Genomic DNA, 18,377 nt, shown 5'->3' with positions numbered 1-18,377 from the left:
TTCCGTTATGATATAGGACAACCGTTAAATCTTTTACCTATGATTTTATTATCGGATTGTTAGTTTCTCTCACAATTACCAGGGAGGATTTGCATGACGCGTTCACTTCGCATTACAATGATGGCGATTCTCGTGCCCGTCACCGCCCTGCTGATATTTATGATCGGCCTGGAGGTCGGACGGCGATGCATGGAGGGCGACCCGGTGGGGAGCCTGATCGTGGCGATCGCGTTCACGCTGCTCGCGGAGGTCGGGTTGTCCTTGCTGCTTTTCTATTGGCTGAAGCGCAATACGGCTCCGTTGGAGATGAAGCTGCGCGATTTAGAGCGGACGAACGCCCGCATCGACGAGATGGTGGAGTCGGCGCAGGATCTGATCGTCTCCTTCGACAAAGGGTGCCGCATCTGCTTCATGAACCGGGCGGGAATGCGCTTGCTGGAGATTCCGGCGCTCGCGGAGCCTTACCTGAATCTGATCCGGTACATCCCCGAAGAGGACCGCGGGATGCTGTCCGAAGGGTTGCGGATCGCCGCGGATCAGGGCCATTGGACCTGCGAGATGAACCTTGTTACGGGCGAGGGACAAGCGTTCGCGGCGTCGATCGTCGTGGTCGCGCATCGTTCGGCCGATGTGCCGGGTCTGTACTACTCCGCGATCGCGCGGGACGTGACCGAGCAGCGGATGACCCAGACGGATCTTCGGCTCGCCAAGGAGCATGCGGACAAGATGCACGCGGACAAGAGCGAATTCCTCGCCTGGGCCGGTCACGAGATCCGCACGCCGCTGCATGCCGTCATCGGCTTGGCGAGGCTGGTGGACCGCGCGGAGTTGTCCCCGCTGCATCGGGAATACATCGACCAGATCGAGCAGTCCTCGAGCGGTCTGCTGCAGACCTTGAACGACATGTTGGACTTGTCCAAGCTCGAAGCGGACCGCCCCGCCGTCGAGAGCTTCCCCTTTCCGTTCGACGCATGGATGTTGAAGCTCGAACGCACCATGCGGCTGCTGCTAGGGGCGAAGCCCCTGGACTTGCGGATTCACGTCGACCCGAATATTCCCGAGCTGCTGATCGGGGACGGTCGCCTGCTGGAACAAGCGCTCGCGAACCTCGTCGGCAACGCCGTAAAATTCACCGCCAAGGGCATGATCGAGCTCACCGTCGCGCTCGAAGACAATGCCGGAGACCGGTCTATCCTCTCCTTCGAGGTCCGCGATACCGGCATCGGGATGACGGAGCAGCAGCTCATGCATCTGTACGAGCCTTACAGGCAGGCGGATCCGGCGATCAGCCGGCAGTACGGCGGCACCGGGCTCGGACTCGTCATTACGAAGAAGATCGTCGAACGGATGGGGGGAAGCATAACGGAGCGTAGCGTGCCCGGCGTCGGTACGACTTTCCGAATCGTCGTGCCGCTGATGAAGGACGAGACGTCGAGCGAGCCGTTGGCTTTTCTGCCTTGCAAAGTATTGTTTATTCATGACGAGGAGAGCTTAAGGGCGCAGACGGTCGCCTCGCTCTCCTCCTTCTGCGAAGCGGCAGGCGCCGCCGTCTGGGAAGACGCTTTCGGCGGGTACGCCGGCGATCCGGCGTACGACTTGATCCTGGTGGATATGGAAGCGAACGAGATGGCCGGGTTCGCCGCCTGGTACAAGTGGAAGCGCGCCTGCGACGAGCGCGGCATCGCGCTTGTCGCCTATACGAACCTGTTCGGCCGCCGGACGCTGCATCGTCTTCCCGAATCGCTCCAGCCCGCCGCCGTCATCGTCAAGCCCGCCGGTAAGCTCAGCCTGTACCGCGCCTTGATGAAGCTGATGAAGCCGCATTGGATGCAGGAATGGCCGGAGCGCGAAGTCTTCGCGGAAGCGCCTGCGGACATGCATCCCCTGTCGGGAAGCGTGCTGCTCGTCGAAGATCACGAGATCAACCGGGCTGTCGCGATACGCATGCTGCTGAATCAAGGATGCCATGTCGAGACGGCCGACTCCGGCTTGGAAGCGCTGGAGCGGCTGACCGAGCGCCCGTACGACTTGATCCTCATGGACCTACATATGCCCGGCCTGGACGGCGTGGCGACCGCAAGGGAGATTCGCCGCCAGCCGTCGCTCGAGACGATCCCGATCGTCGTCCTGACGGCCGATACGACGCTTGAGCAGCAGAGGCGCTGCCATGAGGCGGGTATCCAGGAAGTTATCCTCAAGCCTTACGAGCCCGCCCGCTTGCGACGCGCCCTGCGTCGCTGGCTGCCGTCCGGGGGCTTGACGGGCAGCGCGAACGCATCCCCGGCGCTTTCGCGCGCCGATGAAGGGCTGCCCGGGCTGCATGCCGCCCAAGCGATCGCCCGGATGGAGGGGAACGTCCCTTTCTATGCCCGGATGCTAGGCAAGTTCCGGGATCGCTACGAATCCGCCTACGCGGATCTCGCGGACGAACTGGGACGCGGGGACCTGAAGGCGGTCAGAAGGAGGCTTCACGCGCTGCGAGGCGCGTCGAGCCACCTTTCTCTGTATGGGGTGTACGAGGCGGCGACGGCCCTGGAGTCGCTGCTGAGCGAGGAAGAGATGTCACCCCCTCCCGATGCGCCCCTGTCCCGCCTGGCAGAGCAGCTCGCAATTGCAATAATATCGATCGGAAAGTTTGAGGAAAGTGTTAGTTTTCATCATAAATCAGGTTTAGGTGGAGAATGTCCTTGACGAAGATCCTGATCATTGAGGATGACCCGATCGTCGGAGAGATGTTAACCTTGTATTTGGCCGAAGAGGGCTTCGAGGTGAAACGCGTCGAGACGGCGCGGGCGGGATTCGCCGAGCTGGCGGCATTTGATCCGGACGTCTTGATCCTGGATCTCGTGCTGCCGGATGCCGAGGGAACTTCGCTGTGCGCCGACATCCGGCAGAAATCAGACGTGCCGATGATCGTGACGTCCATGAAGACCGCGGTTGGCGATCGGATCCAAGCGATCAGTTCGGGAGCCGACGACTATCTCTGCAAGCCGTTCAGCATGCACGAGCTCAAAGTCCGAATTCAAGCGCTGCTGCGCCGAACGGCGTATCGCCCGCCGGCGGGCGACGCGTCGATCAAGGAAGGGACGGGGCGGCGCATCACCCTCGATACGGAGCGGCGCACGATTCTGTTGAACGGCGAACCGATCGATACGACTTTCTCCGAATACGAGATGATGAAGCTGTTCTGCCAGCACCCGGGCCGGGTGTTCAGCCGCGAAGAGCTGCTTAACGCGGTGCGCGGGATCGATTCGTACGTGAGCGTGCGCGCGATGGACGTCCATATCACCCATCTCCGCCGGAAGCTCGAAGCGAACCCCAAAGAGCCCCGACACATTAAGACCGTGTGGGGCATTGGCTATAAGTTTATGATTTAGGAAATGACCGCCGACCGCCATCCGATATCCGCCATCCGCTAAACGCGGTCTCCGGACGCTCCTAGCAGCTTCTTGTTCGGCAAGTAGTGCAGCGAGCGGATGAAGCGGATCGTGCGCGTCGAGCTGCGCATAACGATCGAGTGCGTCTCCGCGCGCTGGTCGGCCATATAGCGTACGCCGCCGAGGAATTCGCCCGGCGTCACGCCGGTCGCCGCGAAGATGACGTCCCCGGTCCCGACCATATCGGCCATCGAGAGCACGCGGTACGGATCCGTGATCCCCATCTCGATGCAGCGGTTGTACTCGTTCCCGTCCGCGGGCATCAGCCTTCCCTGCAGCTCTCCGCCCAGGCACTGCAGCGCGGCCGCGGCCAGCACCCCTTCGGGCGCGCCTCCAGAACCGACGTACAGATCGATGCCCGCTTCCGGGAACGCGGGCGCCATCGCGCCGGCCACGTCGCCGTCGGAGAGGAACTTGATGCGTACGCCCGCTTTGCGCAAGCTCCGGATGATGGATTCATGACGGACGCGATCCAGGATCATGACCGTGAGGTCGTGAATCTGCTTCCCGAGCGACTCCGCCGCCTTGCGCAGCGTCGCCTCGATCGGATCGCTCAAGCTGAGCTTGCCCGCGAGCGCGGGACCTACCGCCAGCTTCTCCATATACATATCCGGCGCGTGCAGCAGATTCCCCTTGCTCGCGACGGCGATGACGGACATCGCGTTGTTGAGCCCTTTGGCCACGATCTCCGTGCCCTCCAGCGGATCGACGGCGACGTCGACTTCCGGCCCGTTGGCGCTGCCGACCGCCTCGCCGATATACAGCATCGGCGCCTCGTCCATCTCCCCTTCGCCGATGACGACCGTTCCTTGAATCGAGACGGTATCGAACATGGCCCGCATCGCCGTCGTCGCCGCGCCGTCCGCGCCGATCTTGTCTCCCCGGCCCATCCACGGCGCCGAAGCCAAGGCGGCGAGCTCCGTGACGCGCACGATCTCAAGCGCCAACTCTCTTTCCATTCCCATTCCCCTCTCTCTTCAGAACCTATATGCCGAGGACGCGAGCTTGAACGGCTTACGCCATCGATTCGACGATGAGTCCCGCGGTCTCTTCGATCGCGCGTTCCGTCACGTCGATGACCGGACACCCGAGACGGTCCATCAGCGCTTCCGCGAACTGCAGCTCTCTCTCGATCCGCTCCAGCGAGGCGTAGTGCGCGTGCACCGGCAAGCCCAGCGCGCGCAGCCGTTCGGTGCGAATCTTAAGCAGCCGCTCGGGCTTCATCGTGAGTCCGATGATCAGACGCCGCGCGGACTTCGCGAACAACTCCTCCGGCGGCTTCACCTCCGGCGTGATCGGATAATTCGCCGTTTTGATGCCCTTGTGCGCCAGGTAGATGCTGAGCGGCGTCTTGGACGTCCGCGATACGCCGACCAGCACGACTTGGGCCTGCAGCAGGCCTCGGGCGTCCTTCCCGTCGTCGTAGCGTACGGCGAACTCGACCGCTTCGATCTTGCGGAAGTAATGATCGTCCATCTCGTGCAGCAGTCCCGGCTGATACTTCGGGGAATCGTTGAACGTGTCGATGAACGCCTGCATCATCGGGCCCATCACGTCCACCGCGCGGACGCCGTAACGGATCGCGTCCTCGCGCATCGTCTCCCGGAGCTCCGGCTGTACGAGCGTATAGGCGATGAAGCCGCCGGTCGCGGCCGCTTCCTGGATGATGGCCCGGACTTCATCTTCTTGCTTCACGTTCCCGTAACGCTTGATCTTCACTTGCGCGGTGGCGAACTGGCGCATCGCCGCCTTGGCGACCGCTTCGGCCGTCTCGCCGACCGCGTCCGAGCATACGAATATCGTCTTCAGACGATCCGCGGACATGAGCATTCCCCCTGCGACTTACAAGTCCGTGGCCAATTCGACCAGCGCTTGCGTAATGTTCGTCTTCGTGATCCGTCCGACCACTTCGAGACCGCTGCTGCGGTCATCCGCCGTGCCGTCCGGCCGAATGACGGGCAGGCTGTTCACTTGATGAACCATCATGCGCCGCGCGGCCTCCGCGATGGAGTCCTCCGGCGAGATAGTTACGAGCTGGGAATGCTTCGTCATGACCATCCGGATCGGGATGGCCCCGGCGCCCGTGTTCCCGATCGCGACCTTCAGCAGATCCTTGGGCGACACCATGCCGATCAGTCTGCCTTCCTCGTTCGTCACGATCAGACTCCCGACGTTGTCGACGAACAGGCTGATGACGGCGTCGTTCACCGTCGCGTTCTCCTGGATGACGACCGGACGGCTCATCCGGTCTTTGACCTTCCAATTGCGCAGTTGATGCTGCACGGCGCTCTCGGGCCGGAGCGCGTTGCCGATGAAGTATCCGACCTTCGGCTTGGCGTCGACGAACCCGAGCATGACCAGGACGGACAAGTCCGACCGGATGGTCGGTCGGCTGACGCCGAGCAGCTCGGCGATTTGTTCTCCCGTGATCGGAGCGTGCTGCTTGACGAGCTCGACGATCTCGAGCTGGCGCGGCGTGAGTTCGATGAACGCTCCCTCCTTTTATTCGGGCGGCTGTATTTACGTCTTCGGGACGGACTCCCAATCCTTCAGGAATCGGGCAATCCCGATATCCGTAAGCGGATGCTTCCAGAGCGTCGGCAGCAGAGAACCCGGGATCGTGGCGATATGCGCGCCCGCGAGTGCAGCCAGCTCTACATGCGCGATCGAACGGATGCTCGCCGCGATGATCTCGGTCCGCAGGCCGTACTGCTGCAGCACGAGGCCAAGGTTCTTCACGAGCGCCATGCCGTCGACGCCGATATCGTCCAACCGGCCGACGAACGGACTGATGTACGTCGCTCCCGCCTTGGCGGCCATCAGTCCCTGCGCGACGCTGAACACGAGGGTCACGTTCGTCTTGATGCCTTCCTGCGCCAGCTGATAGGTCGCCTCCAGACCCGCTTCGGTCATCGGCAGCTTGACGACGACGTTGGGCGCCCATTGCGCGATGTCATGCGCCTCGCGGATCATGCCTTCCGCCTCCAGGCCGATGACTTCGGCGCTGACCGGACCGGAGACGATGCCGCAGATCTCTTGGATGACTTGCTTGAAGTCCCTTCCTTCCTTCGCGATGAGCGAAGGGTTCGTCGTGACGCCGTCGACCAGGCCCAGCTTCACGATCCGTCTGATCTCTTCTACATTCCCCGTATCCAGAAAGAACTTCATCCACGATCTCTCCTCGTTTTTACGAATGGTTGGCGAGCTATTTATGGTATACCATAAATATAATTATGACACAATATTTAAATATATAGTGTGTTATATATGTCTTTAACGGCAGCCGAACAATAGTGGCATCCGCGGATCGGGCGACGATGAACGAAAGAAGCCGGCGCCCGGTATCGAACCGGGGCCAGCTTCTTTTGATATCGCCGTTTTCTTCCCAGCAAGACCGGGGCTATGGATTCGGAGAGGATGCCGCCTCAACTTCTCCATAAGAGATCGGAATCAGATAGCTCTTTCCCGAACTTGCGATTTGGATTCCGACCCCTTTGGTTAACATCGCTTGCGTCAAAGGACGATTCGTTTTAAAGCTGCGATGGAAGACCGTCTCGTTATGCGGCGCAAGGCGAAACGGCGTTTTTCCGTTTCTGTCGTCCGTCTCCAAGGGCGTTGACTCAACCCCCGCCGCCTCTCTTGTCTCCGTCTTTAGCATCACGACGGAAGCTTCAAAGGAAACCTCTCGCTCGGTCGTATTGGCTACCGCCGCATACACCTCTAATTCGTTTTCTTGTTCGTGCCATCTCACGAGGCTTTGTCGTTCGAGCCCAATCGGATGTTCGGGAGCGCATGCGGTACAGAAAAAGACAAATAGCATGCAAACGTAAAAGACGCGCTTCCTTCCGACACCCCTCTGCAATGGCCCTCATTTCCTTTCCTATCATTATAAAGCATTATCGCCGCTTGCAGGAATGTTCTTCAATCGTTACGAATGCCCGATGACGGATGAAGCCTCCGCTGATCAGGCGCTTCGGTCCGAACGCAGCTCGGTCGTCCGGTAAGCCTTCCAGTTCAAGCTGGCGAACGCAGTCGAGGCCAGGAACAGACGCGCGGAGACGAGATAGGCGGCCTGAATGCCCAGCAGGTCGCTCACCGCGCTCATGACGAAGACGGAGATGCCGAACGTGGCGTACAGCACCGTGCCGTGCGCGGAGAACACCTTGGGAAGAAGGGCCGCGTCCACGTTTTTCTGGAACAACGTCCGCTTGGCGATGTCCTTCATCTGATACGGCGGCCCGAGCAGCAGGCTGATCGCCAGCGCATACCCCGGGACTTGCGCGAAGGCATACGCGAGCGTCAGCGCGCCGAAGATGAACGCTCCGCCGATCGCGAAGGCGCCTAGCGCGCGGTCGATTCGCCGGGAGAGGGAGAGCGCGATCAAGCCGCCCGCGATGGCGCCGATCAGATAGCTGGCGTTGAGGAAGCCCCACCACTCCTCGCCCAGGTGCAACTGCTCCTGGACGAAGACGAGCATGAGCGCGCCGGCCCAGACGCCGCCGGCGACGCCTTCGACCACTTCGGTGAAGGTGACCGTCCGCAGGAGTCGAGAACGCCAGATGACGACCCAACCCTCGCGGATCGTCTGCCATTTGGAAGCCTCCGCCTCCGCCGCGCGGTCATGCGGAATCGATGAATCCTTTTCTCGAATCCCGAACACGGCAGCCAGCAACAGCGTGAACAAGCCCGCAGACAACCAGAGGACGTTCGCCGAGCCCATGGTTGCCGCAAGCGTGCCCCCTATGGCCCAGCCCACGAACTGGGCGCTCTGATCGGTCGCGGACAGGTAGCCGTTCGCCTTGACGAGCCGATCCTCGGGCACGAGCCGGGGCAAGAGCGAATTGCGCGCCGGCGCCACGCAGCCTTCCGCGAGCGAGGCCAGCGCGATGAACAGGAAGAGCATGCCCAGCGAGACTTTGCCGGACGAAAGCGCGCAATAGATCGTCATCAGGACAAGGAAAAGCGTCTGCGTCCCTTGGGCGAAGCGCAGGATGCGCACGAGCGGATAGCGCCGGATCGCGAGCGGCGCCAGGATGCCGCTGACGAGCAGCGCGCCCACCCGCGCGATGGGAACGAGCGCCGTCAAGGTTGCCGTGCCGGTCTCGCGGTACACGAGCGTTACGAGGGCGATCACATAGAAGGCGTCGCCGAACAAGGCCAGCGATTGCGCGGCCCATAAATAACCAAATCCGCGCTGGGATTTCATGATAGTTAATCTCCCCTTTGCAAAACAATCCTTAGTTTTGCGTGATGGACATGTCGCGACTGGCTGCGCAGGGGAGGAAACTCAAATCGGGAAGCCGTTCATGCGGACTTGCTCCTTTTTTCGATTCGGACTGATTTGAACAATGTAACACAGACTTTCCTTTTCTGGGAAGTTCGAATTCCGCGTCGGCTTTCGCGCCATGGCGGCGCAGGCACTTTTTAGTGCGTCATGCACTTCAAAGTACGTACTGTTCATCTCCGCCCGGACGGTTCATAATAGCCCATGTTCGACAACGAGATCGACGATCGATCCGTTAAATGACCTATGGGAGGAATAGCAATGACTACGTCCATTCATCATACGACTGTCTTGCGCAACGGCGTACGGATGCCCCGGCTCGGTCTTGGCGTGTTCCAAGTCGAAGAAGGCGCAGAACTCGTCGAAGCGGTCAAGTCGGCTTTGAGATACGGCTATCGGAGCATCGACACGGCCGCAATCTACGGCAATGAGGGCAGCGTCGGGCTAGGCATCCGAGAAGCGCTCGCCGCCGGCGGATTGTCCAGAGCGGACCTGTTCGTCACCTCGAAGGTCTGGAATGCCGATCTGGGCTACGAAGCGACCTTGGCCGCCTACGAGACCAGCTTGCGCAAGCTCGGACTGGACTACCTGGATCTGTATCTCATTCATTGGCCGGTCGCCGGCAAATACCAAGAAGCTTGGCGGGCGCTCGAAACCTTGTACAAGGAAGGAAGCGTCAAGGCGATCGGCGTCAGCAACTTCCAAATCCATCATCTCAAGGACTTGATGCGCGAAGCGGAGATCAAGCCCATGGTGAATCAGGTTGAATTTCACCCGCTGCTGACGCAGCAAGAGCTGCTGCGATTCGCCCGAGAGGAGCAGATTCAGCTCGAAGCCTGGTCTCCCCTGATGCAGGGCCAACTGCTGGAGCATCCCGTGCTCTCGGAGATCGCGGCCGGACACGGCAAATCCGTCGCCCAGACGATTCTTCGCTGGGACCTGTAGCACGGGGTCGTGACGATTCCGAAGTCGACCAAGGCGCATCGGATCGCCGAGAACGCCTCGGTCTTCGATTTTGAGCTGACGCCGGACGAGATGGACCGTATCGACGCCCTGAATGCGAACAAGCGCGTCGGTCCCGATCCGGACAACTTCGATTTCTGACGATGCGCTGCGGCGGTTCGAGCTACGGCAAACGTAGACGAACCGCCGTTTTGCGCTTCGATAGGCATGTTTTTCGTTTTTTTATGAAAATTTGCCGAGGTTGCATCCATTTTTCGCTCCGCTTTCGTATATGATGGAAGAGACGGCGCTCGTCTGCCGATCTTTTCGGTTGAACGCTGCCTCTAACAAACCCTTACTCACGGAGCGTATGAATGATGATGAACTTGCAATTTTGGAAGCAAGCAAGACCCTTGCTCTGGATGCTCGCCATTCCAGCCCTAGGCGTGATCTATACCCTCTCCAACCGCGCCGGCCTCAACGTATACTCGCTCGCGACGACGATGGACGACAAGACCCCGTTCGTTCCGGCCTTCGTCCTCCCGTATTCGCTTTGGTACCCTTTTCTCGCGGCGGTGCTGATCGGACTGTTCCGGAAGGACCCAAGGCTCTACTTCCGGACGTTGTCCGCGCTCTGCCTCGGACTCGTGACCTGCTATGTCATCTACTTCGTCTTCCAGACGACGGTCTCCCGTCCGGAGGTGCCGCCAGGTCCGGGCTGGAGCTCTGCCCTGCTGCGGTTCGTCTATGCCAATGATATGCCGTACAACTGCTTCCCGAGCATTCACGTGCTCACGAGCTATTTGATGATCAAATCTTTCCGCCCATTCGGCAGATGGGCGCGCTGTCTGATCCTGCTGGTCGGTACGGCGATCATCGTATCGACCGTCATGATCAAGCAGCACGTCATCGCGGACGTAGCCGCCGGCATCCTGCTGGCCGAGATCGTCTATCTGATCGCGGACTGGGCGCTTCGCCAGACGTTGTTCAGATCCCAAGGCGACGCTCGGGAAGGCTATGCGTTATCCGAAGACAGATGAACGAACGCGCGCGTTATTTCACGAGGCGAAGGATCGATCGGCTCGCCTCGGAATCGAGCTGGGCGTAGGTGCCGGTCGGCTCCGAGACGACCTCCACCCGGTCGTCCTTCGGCGCGCGCCACACCTCGTACACGACCTTGTCGTACGGCGACCCCGGAATCGTGTTCATGAACGTCAACTGATAATCCGCCTCGCGCGACATCGACACGACTGCCAACCCTTTAACGGTGTCTTGCAGCAGCTTTTCGGTTTGCGCGACTTTTTCCGGTTGCCGAATTTCCTTGTACACCTTGTAACGGTCGCCGTCGGGTTTGCTGATTTGGATGATGCGATCCGTCTCGCGCAGTTCCTCTCTCGCGGCGCAAGCCGACAGGACGGTGACCAGACACATCCAGGCGACCGCGTAAGGCACCCATTTTCTCTTTTTCAACCCCCGGCTCCCCTTCCTTTAATTACCTATCCATTAGGACGCGTCCCGATGGCGGAAGGTTGCCTCTCCCCGCAAAAAAATCCGCTCGATTAGGAGCGGATCATGTCGCAAAAACGCGTATACACGCGATTCCAAGCTTCGCCTTCGACGGGCGCATAGGTCAGAACCGGGAACGAGCCGGCAGCGAGGCGCCTCGCTTCCTCCAAGTCCGCGCATCGTCCCTGCGCGATGAATTGCACGAGCAGGTTGCCGATCGCGCTCGCTTCGACCGGACCCGCCCATACCGGGCGCCCGATCGCGTCTGCCGCGAATTGGCATAGCAGCTCGTTCTGAACCCCTCCGCCAACCATATGGAGCCCGGAGAACCGCTTGCCCGTCAGGCTTTCCGCCTGTTCCAGCGCCTGACGGTACCGCAGCGCCAAGCTCTCCAGGATGCAGCGCGCGAACTCGCCTTCGCCGTCCGGCTCCGGCTGGCCGGTCTCCCGGCAGTAGCTGCGGATCTTCTCCGTCATGCCGGACGGTCCGTAGAACCGCGCGTCGTCCGGGTCGATGAGGCTGCGGAAGGGCGCAGCGCGTCGCGCTTGTTCGACCAGCTCGCCGTAACCGAGCTGCCTTCCTCCCCGCTCATCCCACTCCCTTTTGCATTCCTGCAGAATCCACAAACCCATGATGTTCTTCAGCAGCTGATAAGTGCCGCCCACGCCGCCTTCGTTGGAGAAGTCCTGCGCGAGCGTATCCAAGCTGAGCAGCGGCTCGGCCAGCTCCGTGCCAAGTAGCGACCAGGTGCCGCATACGAGGTACGCGAACGCCCCGCCGTCCGCAGGCACGGCCGCGATCGCCGACTCCGTATCGTGCGTGCCGACCGACACGGCCTCGATCGCAGGCACTTCCAGTTCATTGGCAACCTCCGGAGACAGCGGACCGACGCGCGAACCGGGCTGCACGGGGTCGAGGAACAGACGGCTCGGGATGTCAAGCTGCGCCATGAGCGCCTTGTTCCACTGCCGCACGCGCGGATCGTAGAGCTGCGTCGTCGTCGCCATCGTGAATTCGCAGGACGGGACGCCGGTGAGCAGGTAGACGAGCAGATCCGGCGTGAGCAGCAGCGTCTGCGCCGCCTCCAGCTTCGGAGATGCGGCCTTGCGCATCGCGTACAGCTGATAGATCGTATTGAACGGCATGAACTGTACGCCGCTCTGTCGGAAGAGCGCTTCCCGTCCGACGAGCGCCCCGACTTCCTCGATCAGCCCGTCGGTCTGCGCGTCCCGGTAATGATAAGGATTGCCGAGCAGCTCGCCGTTGCCGTCGATCAGACCGAAGTCCACGCCCCACGTGTCGATCCCGAAAGTCGTCGGCGCGTAGCCGGCCTGGAACGCCTTGCGGATCCCCCGCTTGATCTCGTGGAGCAGCCGCAGAATATCCCAATGCAGATGCTTGCCGACTTGGACGGGTACGTTCTCGAAGCGGTGAATCTCCGTTACGGCGAGCTTGGAGGCGCCGTCCGGCGCGCGCTTCAGTTCGCCGACGAGCGCGCGGCCGGATCCCGCGCCCATGTCGAAGGCCAGCGCCGTCGCGATCGTCACGCCCCCGTCTTCCGTTGTAGCGGGCATGTCGTCCCCTCCGAATCCGAGATTATTTCATTTTCTGCAGCAGCTGAATGCGGTAGGCTTCGCTCTCGAGCGAAGCGATCTCCCGGTACTCTGCGTCGGTCAGCGCCTTCGGCGGCTTGACGGCGCTCGCGATCAGGAAGATCTTCGCGCTCTCTTCGACCACTTCCGTGCGGTAATACGCCTCGCGGAGATTGCGGCCGGTCGTGACGAGACCGTGATTGCCGAGGAGGATCGTGCTGTGGTCGTTCACCTTGGCGACGACGGCGTCCGCCAGCTTGTCGGTCGTCGGCAGCACGTACGGCACATAAGTGGTCGTGCCGACCAGCGCCGCCTGATCGGGGAACATGACGGGCAGATTCTCCTCCACCAAGGTGAACGCGATGCAGTAAGGCGGGTGCGTATGCACGATGGCGCCGATGTTCGGGTTCGCCCGGTAGGCGAACAGATGCATCAGCACCTCGGACGACGGCCGCAGGCCGATATCCGCGATGGCGCCGCTCTCGATGTCGACCTCCACCCATTGTTCCGGCGCGATCTCGTCCAGCGCGAAGCCGCTCGGGGACAGGTACATCTTCCCTTCATAGCGGGCGCTGATATTGCCGCCGGGCCCGACGACCAATTTGTTCGCGACCGTTTTTTGCGCGTATTTGCACAGCTCGTTGCGAATGTCCATGACGCTCATGCAGCCGGTCTCCTCCCGTCAACGGGCGTCCCGCCAGCCGCGGGACGCCCGCCTTCTCTTATTTGTACAGCGGTCCGAAGTTCGTGCAGGCGCGGAAGTCCGCGCTCTCGGCGTTGTCCGTGCCGAACAGCCCCCATGCGCGCGGACGGAAGACGCGCTCCTCCGCGACGTTGTGCATGCTGACCGGGATGCGCAGGATCGAAGCAAGCGTGATCAAGTCCGCCCCGATATGACCGAAGCTGATCGAACCGTGGTTCGCGCCCCAGTTGTCCATGACGCCGTAGACCGAGCGGAAGGCGCCTTTCCCGGTGACGGTCGGCGCGAACCAGGTGGTCGGCCACGTAGGGTCCGTCCGCCGGTCCAACGTGTCGTGCACCTCTGGCGGCAGGTCGACCGAATAGCCTTCGGCGATCTGGAGGACCGGACCGATGCCCTTGACCAGGTTGAGGCGGGACATCGTCATCGGCATGCCGCCGCGGGTCAGGTAGTCGGAGGAATAGCCGCCCCCGCGGAAGTACTCGACCGAGGCGGGACGCCAGGACGTTGCGTCCAGGCACCGCTGCGCTTCGTCGGCGGAGATCTCCCAGAACGGCTTCATCGCCGGCTTGCCGTCCTGCTGCTGCTCGCCCGTACCGTCCAGAGCGGCCGGCCCGGAGTTGATCAGGTGCAGAATGCCGCCTGCGGCCGCGCCGCTCAGCTTGTGACCGGTAACCCGCTCGACGGAGTCGGGGCTCCAGAACGTCCGGACGTCGGCGAAGATCTGCGCCGTGTTCGTCAGGAGATAGCCGAACAGCATGACGATCCCGTTCAAGCTGTCGTTCTCCGTCGCGACGATATACGGCGAGCGGATGCCGTTCCAGTCGAACGAGGAGTTCAGGATCGCTTCGTGGAAGTCGCCGTTCGGGAAGTGGTCCGTCCAGGCCCGCTGCCCTTGGAAGCCGGAAACGATCGCGTGGTGGCCGTTCGCCTCTTCCTCGAAGCCCAGCTCCGCGAGCCGCGGATTGCCGATCATCAGGTCGCGGGCGATCTGCGTCATCTGGACGACGGTCTCCCAATCCTTGTCCTTGCGCTCGCGGGACATCTGCAGGTGCGGCGGATTGTTGTCCGGACCTTCCGCGCAATTTTCCTTCACCCATGCAAGCGCTTTCTCGAACTCCGCGGGATCATAGATGCCCTCGTCCATGCGGCGCACGAATTCGGACATGTCGACGTACTCGGTGCGCATGCCGAGATATTCCTGGAACAGCTGATCGTTCACGATCGAACCCGCAATGCCCATGGACACGGAGCCCATCGAGAGGTACGACTTGCCGCGCATGATCGCGACGGCGAGACCCGCGCGGGCGAAGCCGATGATCTTCTCGCGCACGTCTTCCGGAACGGTAGTGTCCCCCGCGTCCTGGACCTGCTCCCCGTAAATGCCGAATGCAGGCAGCCCCTTCTGCGCGTAGCCCGACAGGACGGCGGCCAGATAGACGGCGCCCGGGCGTTCCGTTCCGTTGAAGCCCCAGACGGCCTTCGGGATCGAGGGATCCATGTCCATCGTCTCGGTGCCGTAGCACCAGCAAGGAGTGACGGTCAGCGAGACGCCGACGCCGGCTTTGGCGAATTTGTCAGCGGATGCGGCCGCCTCGGCGACGCCGCCGATGCAGGTGTCGGAGATGACGCACTCGACCGGCTCTCCGTTCGGATAGCGCAAGGTCTCGGACAGCAGCTTGGCGACCGATTGGGCCATGTTCATCGTTTGCGCTTCCAGCGATTCGCGGACCCCTTTGCGTCTGCCGTCAATCGTCGGACGAATGCCGATCTTCGGGAAGCCGCTCTGCCAGCGGTGGGCAAAATCAGTCACATTAATCCCTCCAAATGATAAGTTTGTGTTACCGATAACTCTAAAGTAACGCTGAAACCGCTTGCTGTCAATGCCGCGTTTTTGTAAGATTACAAGTAACCCCCGGCGCCGCCCTCCGATGACGAAGAGTCGGAGACGCATCTCAGGCGGGCCGGCAAACGAACGGGCAAGCGCTTCTCTTCTCTGATTCGCGAACCCCAAGTAACGACGCGAAGGAGTCCAGCAACGTATGGTGACGATCTACGACATCGCGGAGAAAGCGAACGTCTCGGCGATGACGGTATCCAGAGTTATCAATAACACCGGCAGAATCAGCGACAAGACGCGGGCAAAGGTGAAGCGCGTCATGGAGGAGCTGGGCTACGTGCCGAACCAGATGGCGCGCAGTCTCGTGCTGCAGCAGACGAACCTGCTGTTCCTGATGATCACCGATATCACGAACCCGTTCTACACGACGCTGGCGCGCGGGGCCGAGGATGCCGCCAAGAAGCACGGCTTCCGGCTGCTCTTCGGCAATACGGACGAGAATCTCGACAAAGAGAACGATTATATCGACGCGATCCTGAAGACGCGGGCGGACGGCGTCCTGTTCGCGCCCGCGGGCGACGCCTCCCTCCCCCATCTGGAGATGCTGCGTCGGCATGGGGTGCCCTTCGTGCTGCTCGACCGGGAAGTGCCCGGGATCGAGAGCGACGTCGTGCTCGGCGACAGCAAGGAAGGCGCGCGGCAGCTCGTGAGGCAGCTCGTGTCGAACGGGCACCGGGATATCGCGCTCATTAACGGCTCGCGGACGATCTCCAGCGCGAGGGATCGGCTGGAGGGCTACCGCGAAGCGCTGAAGCTGAACGACCTGCCTTACGACGAGGCGCGGGTGCTGGAGACGAGCTTCGGTCCGCGAAGCGACCTGTCGGAGGTCGAAGCCTGGCTGGACCGGATGCGGCCGCTGCCCACGGCCATCGTCGCCGGCAACAACGTCCTCGCGATCGAAGTGATCCGCTCTCTAAAGGCCAAGGGCCTGCGCGTGCCCGAGGACGTGTCGCTCGTCTGCTTCGACGAGCTGGCTTCGTATGCCGAGATCGACCCGTTCCTCACGGTCATCTCGCAGCAGGCGTATCAGTTCGGACATCTCGGCATGCAGATGCTGTTGGACCGCATTCAAACGCGCGAGGAGCCGGGTCCTTGGCGCAAAGTGGTGCTGCCGGCGGAGATGATCGTGCGGCGATCGGTTCAGCCGATCTAAGACAAAGGGGGGCTATTCCGCTCCGGTCTACGAAGACCCGATGGAATAGCCCCTGTGTTCATATCTTCTTCCGCACGGATACGTTAGAATTCAATGACATATGCCTGCCGTAATCATTACTCGTCTCTACCGCCGATCGGCGAGCGGCGGACGATGGGAGACCGGAATGATGCCGAATAGGTTATACAGCGTCGGCTCTCCGCACTTGGCGCAATAGGCCGCCTCTCTGTCATTTACGAAGTTGCAGCCCTTTTTGAGCGGTCCGTGTTCGTCGAAGCAGCGATTGACCAGGGGCGCTCCGCAGTCCGTACAGTATTTGTCCTTTTCTTTAGGCATTTTAGAGCATCGTATACAAGGCTCGAGTTCCTTTTGTTCAGCCATAACACCTCTCCTCGCACGAGCGCGCGCTCGAACGTCCCGCCGCGCGCCTACAAAGCTTGCCCTTGAATGGCGGTTGCCGGTTCAATCTCGTTCATCGGGTTATCGAACACATCGTTATCGAATACGGTCGTGACGAAGCCCGATTCCACATTAGCGCCGAATAATTGGCCGTTCCCAAAGTTCGTCTTTCCGTTTTGATTCCACCCCGGCTGCGCGACTTCTCCAATCGCGACGACAGAACCGCGGTTTAACGTATTAATATTGATGGCCCCTGCGGCCATGGAGATAATGACGGCCAACGCTTCACCCCCGAGAGAATCGCCTATTGATTTATGGTATTCCTAATGCGGTCGGGGGTTCCTGCGACTTGAGGGTGCAAGCCTTACGGTCCGTCGTTCTCGCCCTCGCTAGTGCTTTTTTGAACGATTTGAACATTTTTAGGCGTATTCCCGGATTGATCGACCACATTTTGCTTAATGTGGAAAGTGGCATCTGTGCGATCGTCATCGAACACCACGTTCACCATTTGGCTCATCCGGTTGGCGCCATAGCTTTTCCCTTGCCCGTAATTGTTTTTCCTGGCCGTTCTCCAGCCCAGTTGTTTGATGTCCCCTATGTCTACGGCGGACGCGTTCATCAACGTGTTCACGTTCACTGATTCGAACTCGATGGCGCATTGCTGCGCCGCATGGGCCGCCTCCGCCAAGGAGATATTGGGGGCGTCGTGGATCGTGGTGTCGAACAGATCGGGATCGCTCACGATGCCGATGGCGTTCGACAGCGTCGCGTCCTTGAGGTTGCCGAATCCGGAGTTGCTCTTGCTGTATGTCGTCCATCCGCCGGCTTGATTCGTTCCGATAAAGATGCCCGACGAGTTTTCGATGCTGTTGACGAAGAGCTTATGGAACACGACGCAAGCTTTAATGTCGTTAAGGACCAAGACCCGGTCTCCCCTCTTGTACGGCACCCTGCCATGAAGCGCCTTTCAAATCGTCTTTCACTTCTCTTTCTCCCGGATGAAAATCTCGCGGAACGCTTCCATCTCGTTCGTTTTGGGCATCCGGATTTCGAGTACGCCATTCTCAAAGCTCGCCATCGTACGCGATACGTTCACTTCGCTGGGCAAGGCGACGACTTCGACGTGATCGGCGGATTCGATTTTTAATTTGGTCCTGCCGGCGTATAGCCGGATATCGCCCGGCATGACGTTTGTATGAAGCCGGCACTGAACGAAGATGGATCGTTGGGTCTCAAACAGCTCGTAGTCCAAACTTTGGCCCATAAACGGATGGATGCCCGGCTGCTGCATCATTTTGGGCATCATATTCCGGATCGATTTTTGTACCATTAGCTCGATCTCTTTCCCGTTGATCTCTTTTCCGGCGACCGGAATTTGTTTAAGCAGGTTTTTTTGGAACCTTTGCCAGTCTGCCGAATGCTGCCAGCTGTCCATGATGTCACTGCCCCTTCGCTATCCGCTTT

18 protein-coding genes and 1 pseudogene are annotated in these 18,377 nt (G+C 60.7%); 5 read left to right on the top strand and 14 right to left on the bottom strand.

The annotated features are described in order from the left end of the window. The first annotated feature begins 93 nt into the window (after positions 1-93). Both H7C19_RS01055 and H7C19_RS01050 read left to right on the top strand, forming a co-directional pair. A complete protein-coding gene (locus tag H7C19_RS01055) occupies positions 94-2,691 on the top strand; it encodes a response regulator (RefSeq protein WP_185140697.1) in 2,598 nt (865 codons plus the stop codon). Then, a complete protein-coding gene (locus tag H7C19_RS01050; protein WP_313731252.1) occupies positions 2,682-3,377 on the top strand; it encodes a response regulator transcription factor in 696 nt (231 codons plus the stop codon). The genes H7C19_RS01055 and H7C19_RS01050 overlap by 10 nt, the downstream gene beginning before the upstream one ends. 38 nt (positions 3,378-3,415) lie before the next feature. On the opposite strand, the gene glpX is transcribed toward H7C19_RS01050, so the two are convergent. From glpX to H7C19_RS01020, 6 genes are all read right to left on the bottom strand, one after another. Beyond that, entirely contained in the window at positions 3,416-4,396 is a 981-nt protein-coding gene (gene glpX, locus H7C19_RS01045; RefSeq protein WP_185140695.1) for a class II fructose-bisphosphatase, read from the bottom strand. A 55-nt stretch (positions 4,397-4,451) separates the two neighbouring features. Further along, positions 4,452-5,261: a pyruvate, water dikinase regulatory protein gene (locus H7C19_RS01040; RefSeq protein WP_185140694.1), complete on the bottom strand. Its 810-nt coding sequence runs from the start codon at positions 5,259-5,261 to the stop codon at positions 4,452-4,454. Between the two features lie 18 nt (positions 5,262-5,279). Then, complete coding sequence (locus H7C19_RS01035) at positions 5,280-5,924, bottom strand: helix-turn-helix transcriptional regulator (RefSeq protein WP_185140983.1); 645 nt, start codon at positions 5,922-5,924, stop codon at positions 5,280-5,282. A 33-nt stretch (positions 5,925-5,957) separates the two neighbouring features. Beyond that, complete coding sequence (gene fsa / locus H7C19_RS01030) at positions 5,958-6,605, bottom strand: fructose-6-phosphate aldolase (protein ID WP_185140693.1); 648 nt, start codon at positions 6,603-6,605, stop codon at positions 5,958-5,960. Between the two features lie 232 nt (positions 6,606-6,837). After that, complete coding sequence (locus tag H7C19_RS01025; RefSeq protein WP_185140692.1) at positions 6,838-7,188, bottom strand: hypothetical protein; 351 nt, start codon at positions 7,186-7,188, stop codon at positions 6,838-6,840. Between the two features lie 213 nt (positions 7,189-7,401). Beyond that, complete coding sequence (locus H7C19_RS01020) at positions 7,402-8,643, bottom strand: MFS transporter (RefSeq protein ID WP_185140691.1); 1,242 nt, start codon at positions 8,641-8,643, stop codon at positions 7,402-7,404. Positions 8,644-8,982: 339 nt separating this feature from the next. Between H7C19_RS01020 and H7C19_RS01015 the strand changes: the two are divergent. Beyond that, positions 8,983-9,825: pseudogene (locus H7C19_RS01015) on the top strand (aldo/keto reductase). A 218-nt stretch (positions 9,826-10,043) separates the two neighbouring features. Next, positions 10,044-10,703, top strand: a complete 660-nt coding sequence (locus tag H7C19_RS01010; protein ID WP_185140690.1) for a phosphatase PAP2 family protein — start codon at positions 10,044-10,046, stop codon at positions 10,701-10,703. A gap of 13 nt (positions 10,704-10,716) precedes the next feature. On the opposite strand, the gene H7C19_RS01005 is transcribed toward H7C19_RS01010, so the two are convergent. The 4 genes from H7C19_RS01005 to H7C19_RS00990 form a co-directional block, all read right to left on the bottom strand. Continuing rightward, positions 10,717-11,133 carry a hypothetical protein gene (locus tag H7C19_RS01005; RefSeq protein ID WP_185140689.1) on the bottom strand — a complete coding sequence of 139 codons (417 nt, stop codon included), beginning with the start codon at positions 11,131-11,133 and terminating at the stop codon, positions 10,717-10,719. 89 nt (positions 11,134-11,222) lie between these two features. Continuing rightward, positions 11,223-12,743 carry a rhamnulokinase gene (locus H7C19_RS01000; RefSeq protein WP_185140688.1) on the bottom strand — a complete coding sequence of 507 codons (1,521 nt, stop codon included), beginning with the start codon at positions 12,741-12,743 and terminating at the stop codon, positions 11,223-11,225. 22 nt (positions 12,744-12,765) lie between these two features. Continuing rightward, entirely contained in the window at positions 12,766-13,425 is a 660-nt protein-coding gene (locus H7C19_RS00995; protein ID WP_185140687.1) for a class II aldolase/adducin family protein, read from the bottom strand. A 58-nt stretch (positions 13,426-13,483) separates the two neighbouring features. Then, the gene (locus H7C19_RS00990) at positions 13,484-15,274 is read right to left on the bottom strand and encodes an L-fucose isomerase (RefSeq protein WP_313731251.1); all 1,791 of its coding nucleotides are present in this window, start codon (positions 15,272-15,274) and stop codon (positions 13,484-13,486) included. Positions 15,275-15,503: 229 nt separating this feature from the next. On the opposite strand from H7C19_RS00990, the gene H7C19_RS00985 reads away from it, so the two are divergent. Next, positions 15,504-16,514 (top strand): LacI family DNA-binding transcriptional regulator, encoded by a 1,011-nt coding sequence (locus tag H7C19_RS00985; RefSeq protein WP_185140685.1) that lies wholly within the window; start codon positions 15,504-15,506, stop codon positions 16,512-16,514. Between the two features lie 126 nt (positions 16,515-16,640). Here the strand turns inward: H7C19_RS00985 and H7C19_RS00980 are convergent, their stop codons facing one another. From H7C19_RS00980 to H7C19_RS00965, 4 genes are all read right to left on the bottom strand, one after another. Further along, complete coding sequence (locus tag H7C19_RS00980; RefSeq protein WP_185140684.1) at positions 16,641-16,850, bottom strand: hypothetical protein; 210 nt, start codon at positions 16,848-16,850, stop codon at positions 16,641-16,643. A gap of 92 nt (positions 16,851-16,942) precedes the next feature. Beyond that, positions 16,943-17,194 carry a hypothetical protein gene (locus H7C19_RS00975; RefSeq protein WP_246469231.1) on the bottom strand — a complete coding sequence of 84 codons (252 nt, stop codon included), beginning with the start codon at positions 17,192-17,194 and terminating at the stop codon, positions 16,943-16,945. Between the two features lie 83 nt (positions 17,195-17,277). Beyond that, complete coding sequence (locus H7C19_RS00970; RefSeq protein ID WP_185140683.1) at positions 17,278-17,835, bottom strand: hypothetical protein; 558 nt, start codon at positions 17,833-17,835, stop codon at positions 17,278-17,280. 57 nt (positions 17,836-17,892) lie between these two features. Beyond that, on the bottom strand, positions 17,893-18,348 hold the full coding sequence (locus tag H7C19_RS00965) for an Hsp20/alpha crystallin family protein (RefSeq protein WP_185140682.1): 456 nt from the start codon (positions 18,346-18,348) through the stop codon (positions 17,893-17,895). Positions 18,349-18,377 lie beyond the last annotated feature (29 nt).

Source organism: Cohnella nanjingensis (genome assembly GCF_014212125.1).
GTDB classification, from domain to species: Bacteria; Bacillota; Bacilli; order Paenibacillales; family Paenibacillaceae; genus Cohnella; species Cohnella nanjingensis.
Note: the sequence above shows the minus strand (reverse complement) of the source record. Positions and strands in the feature narration are given on the sequence as shown.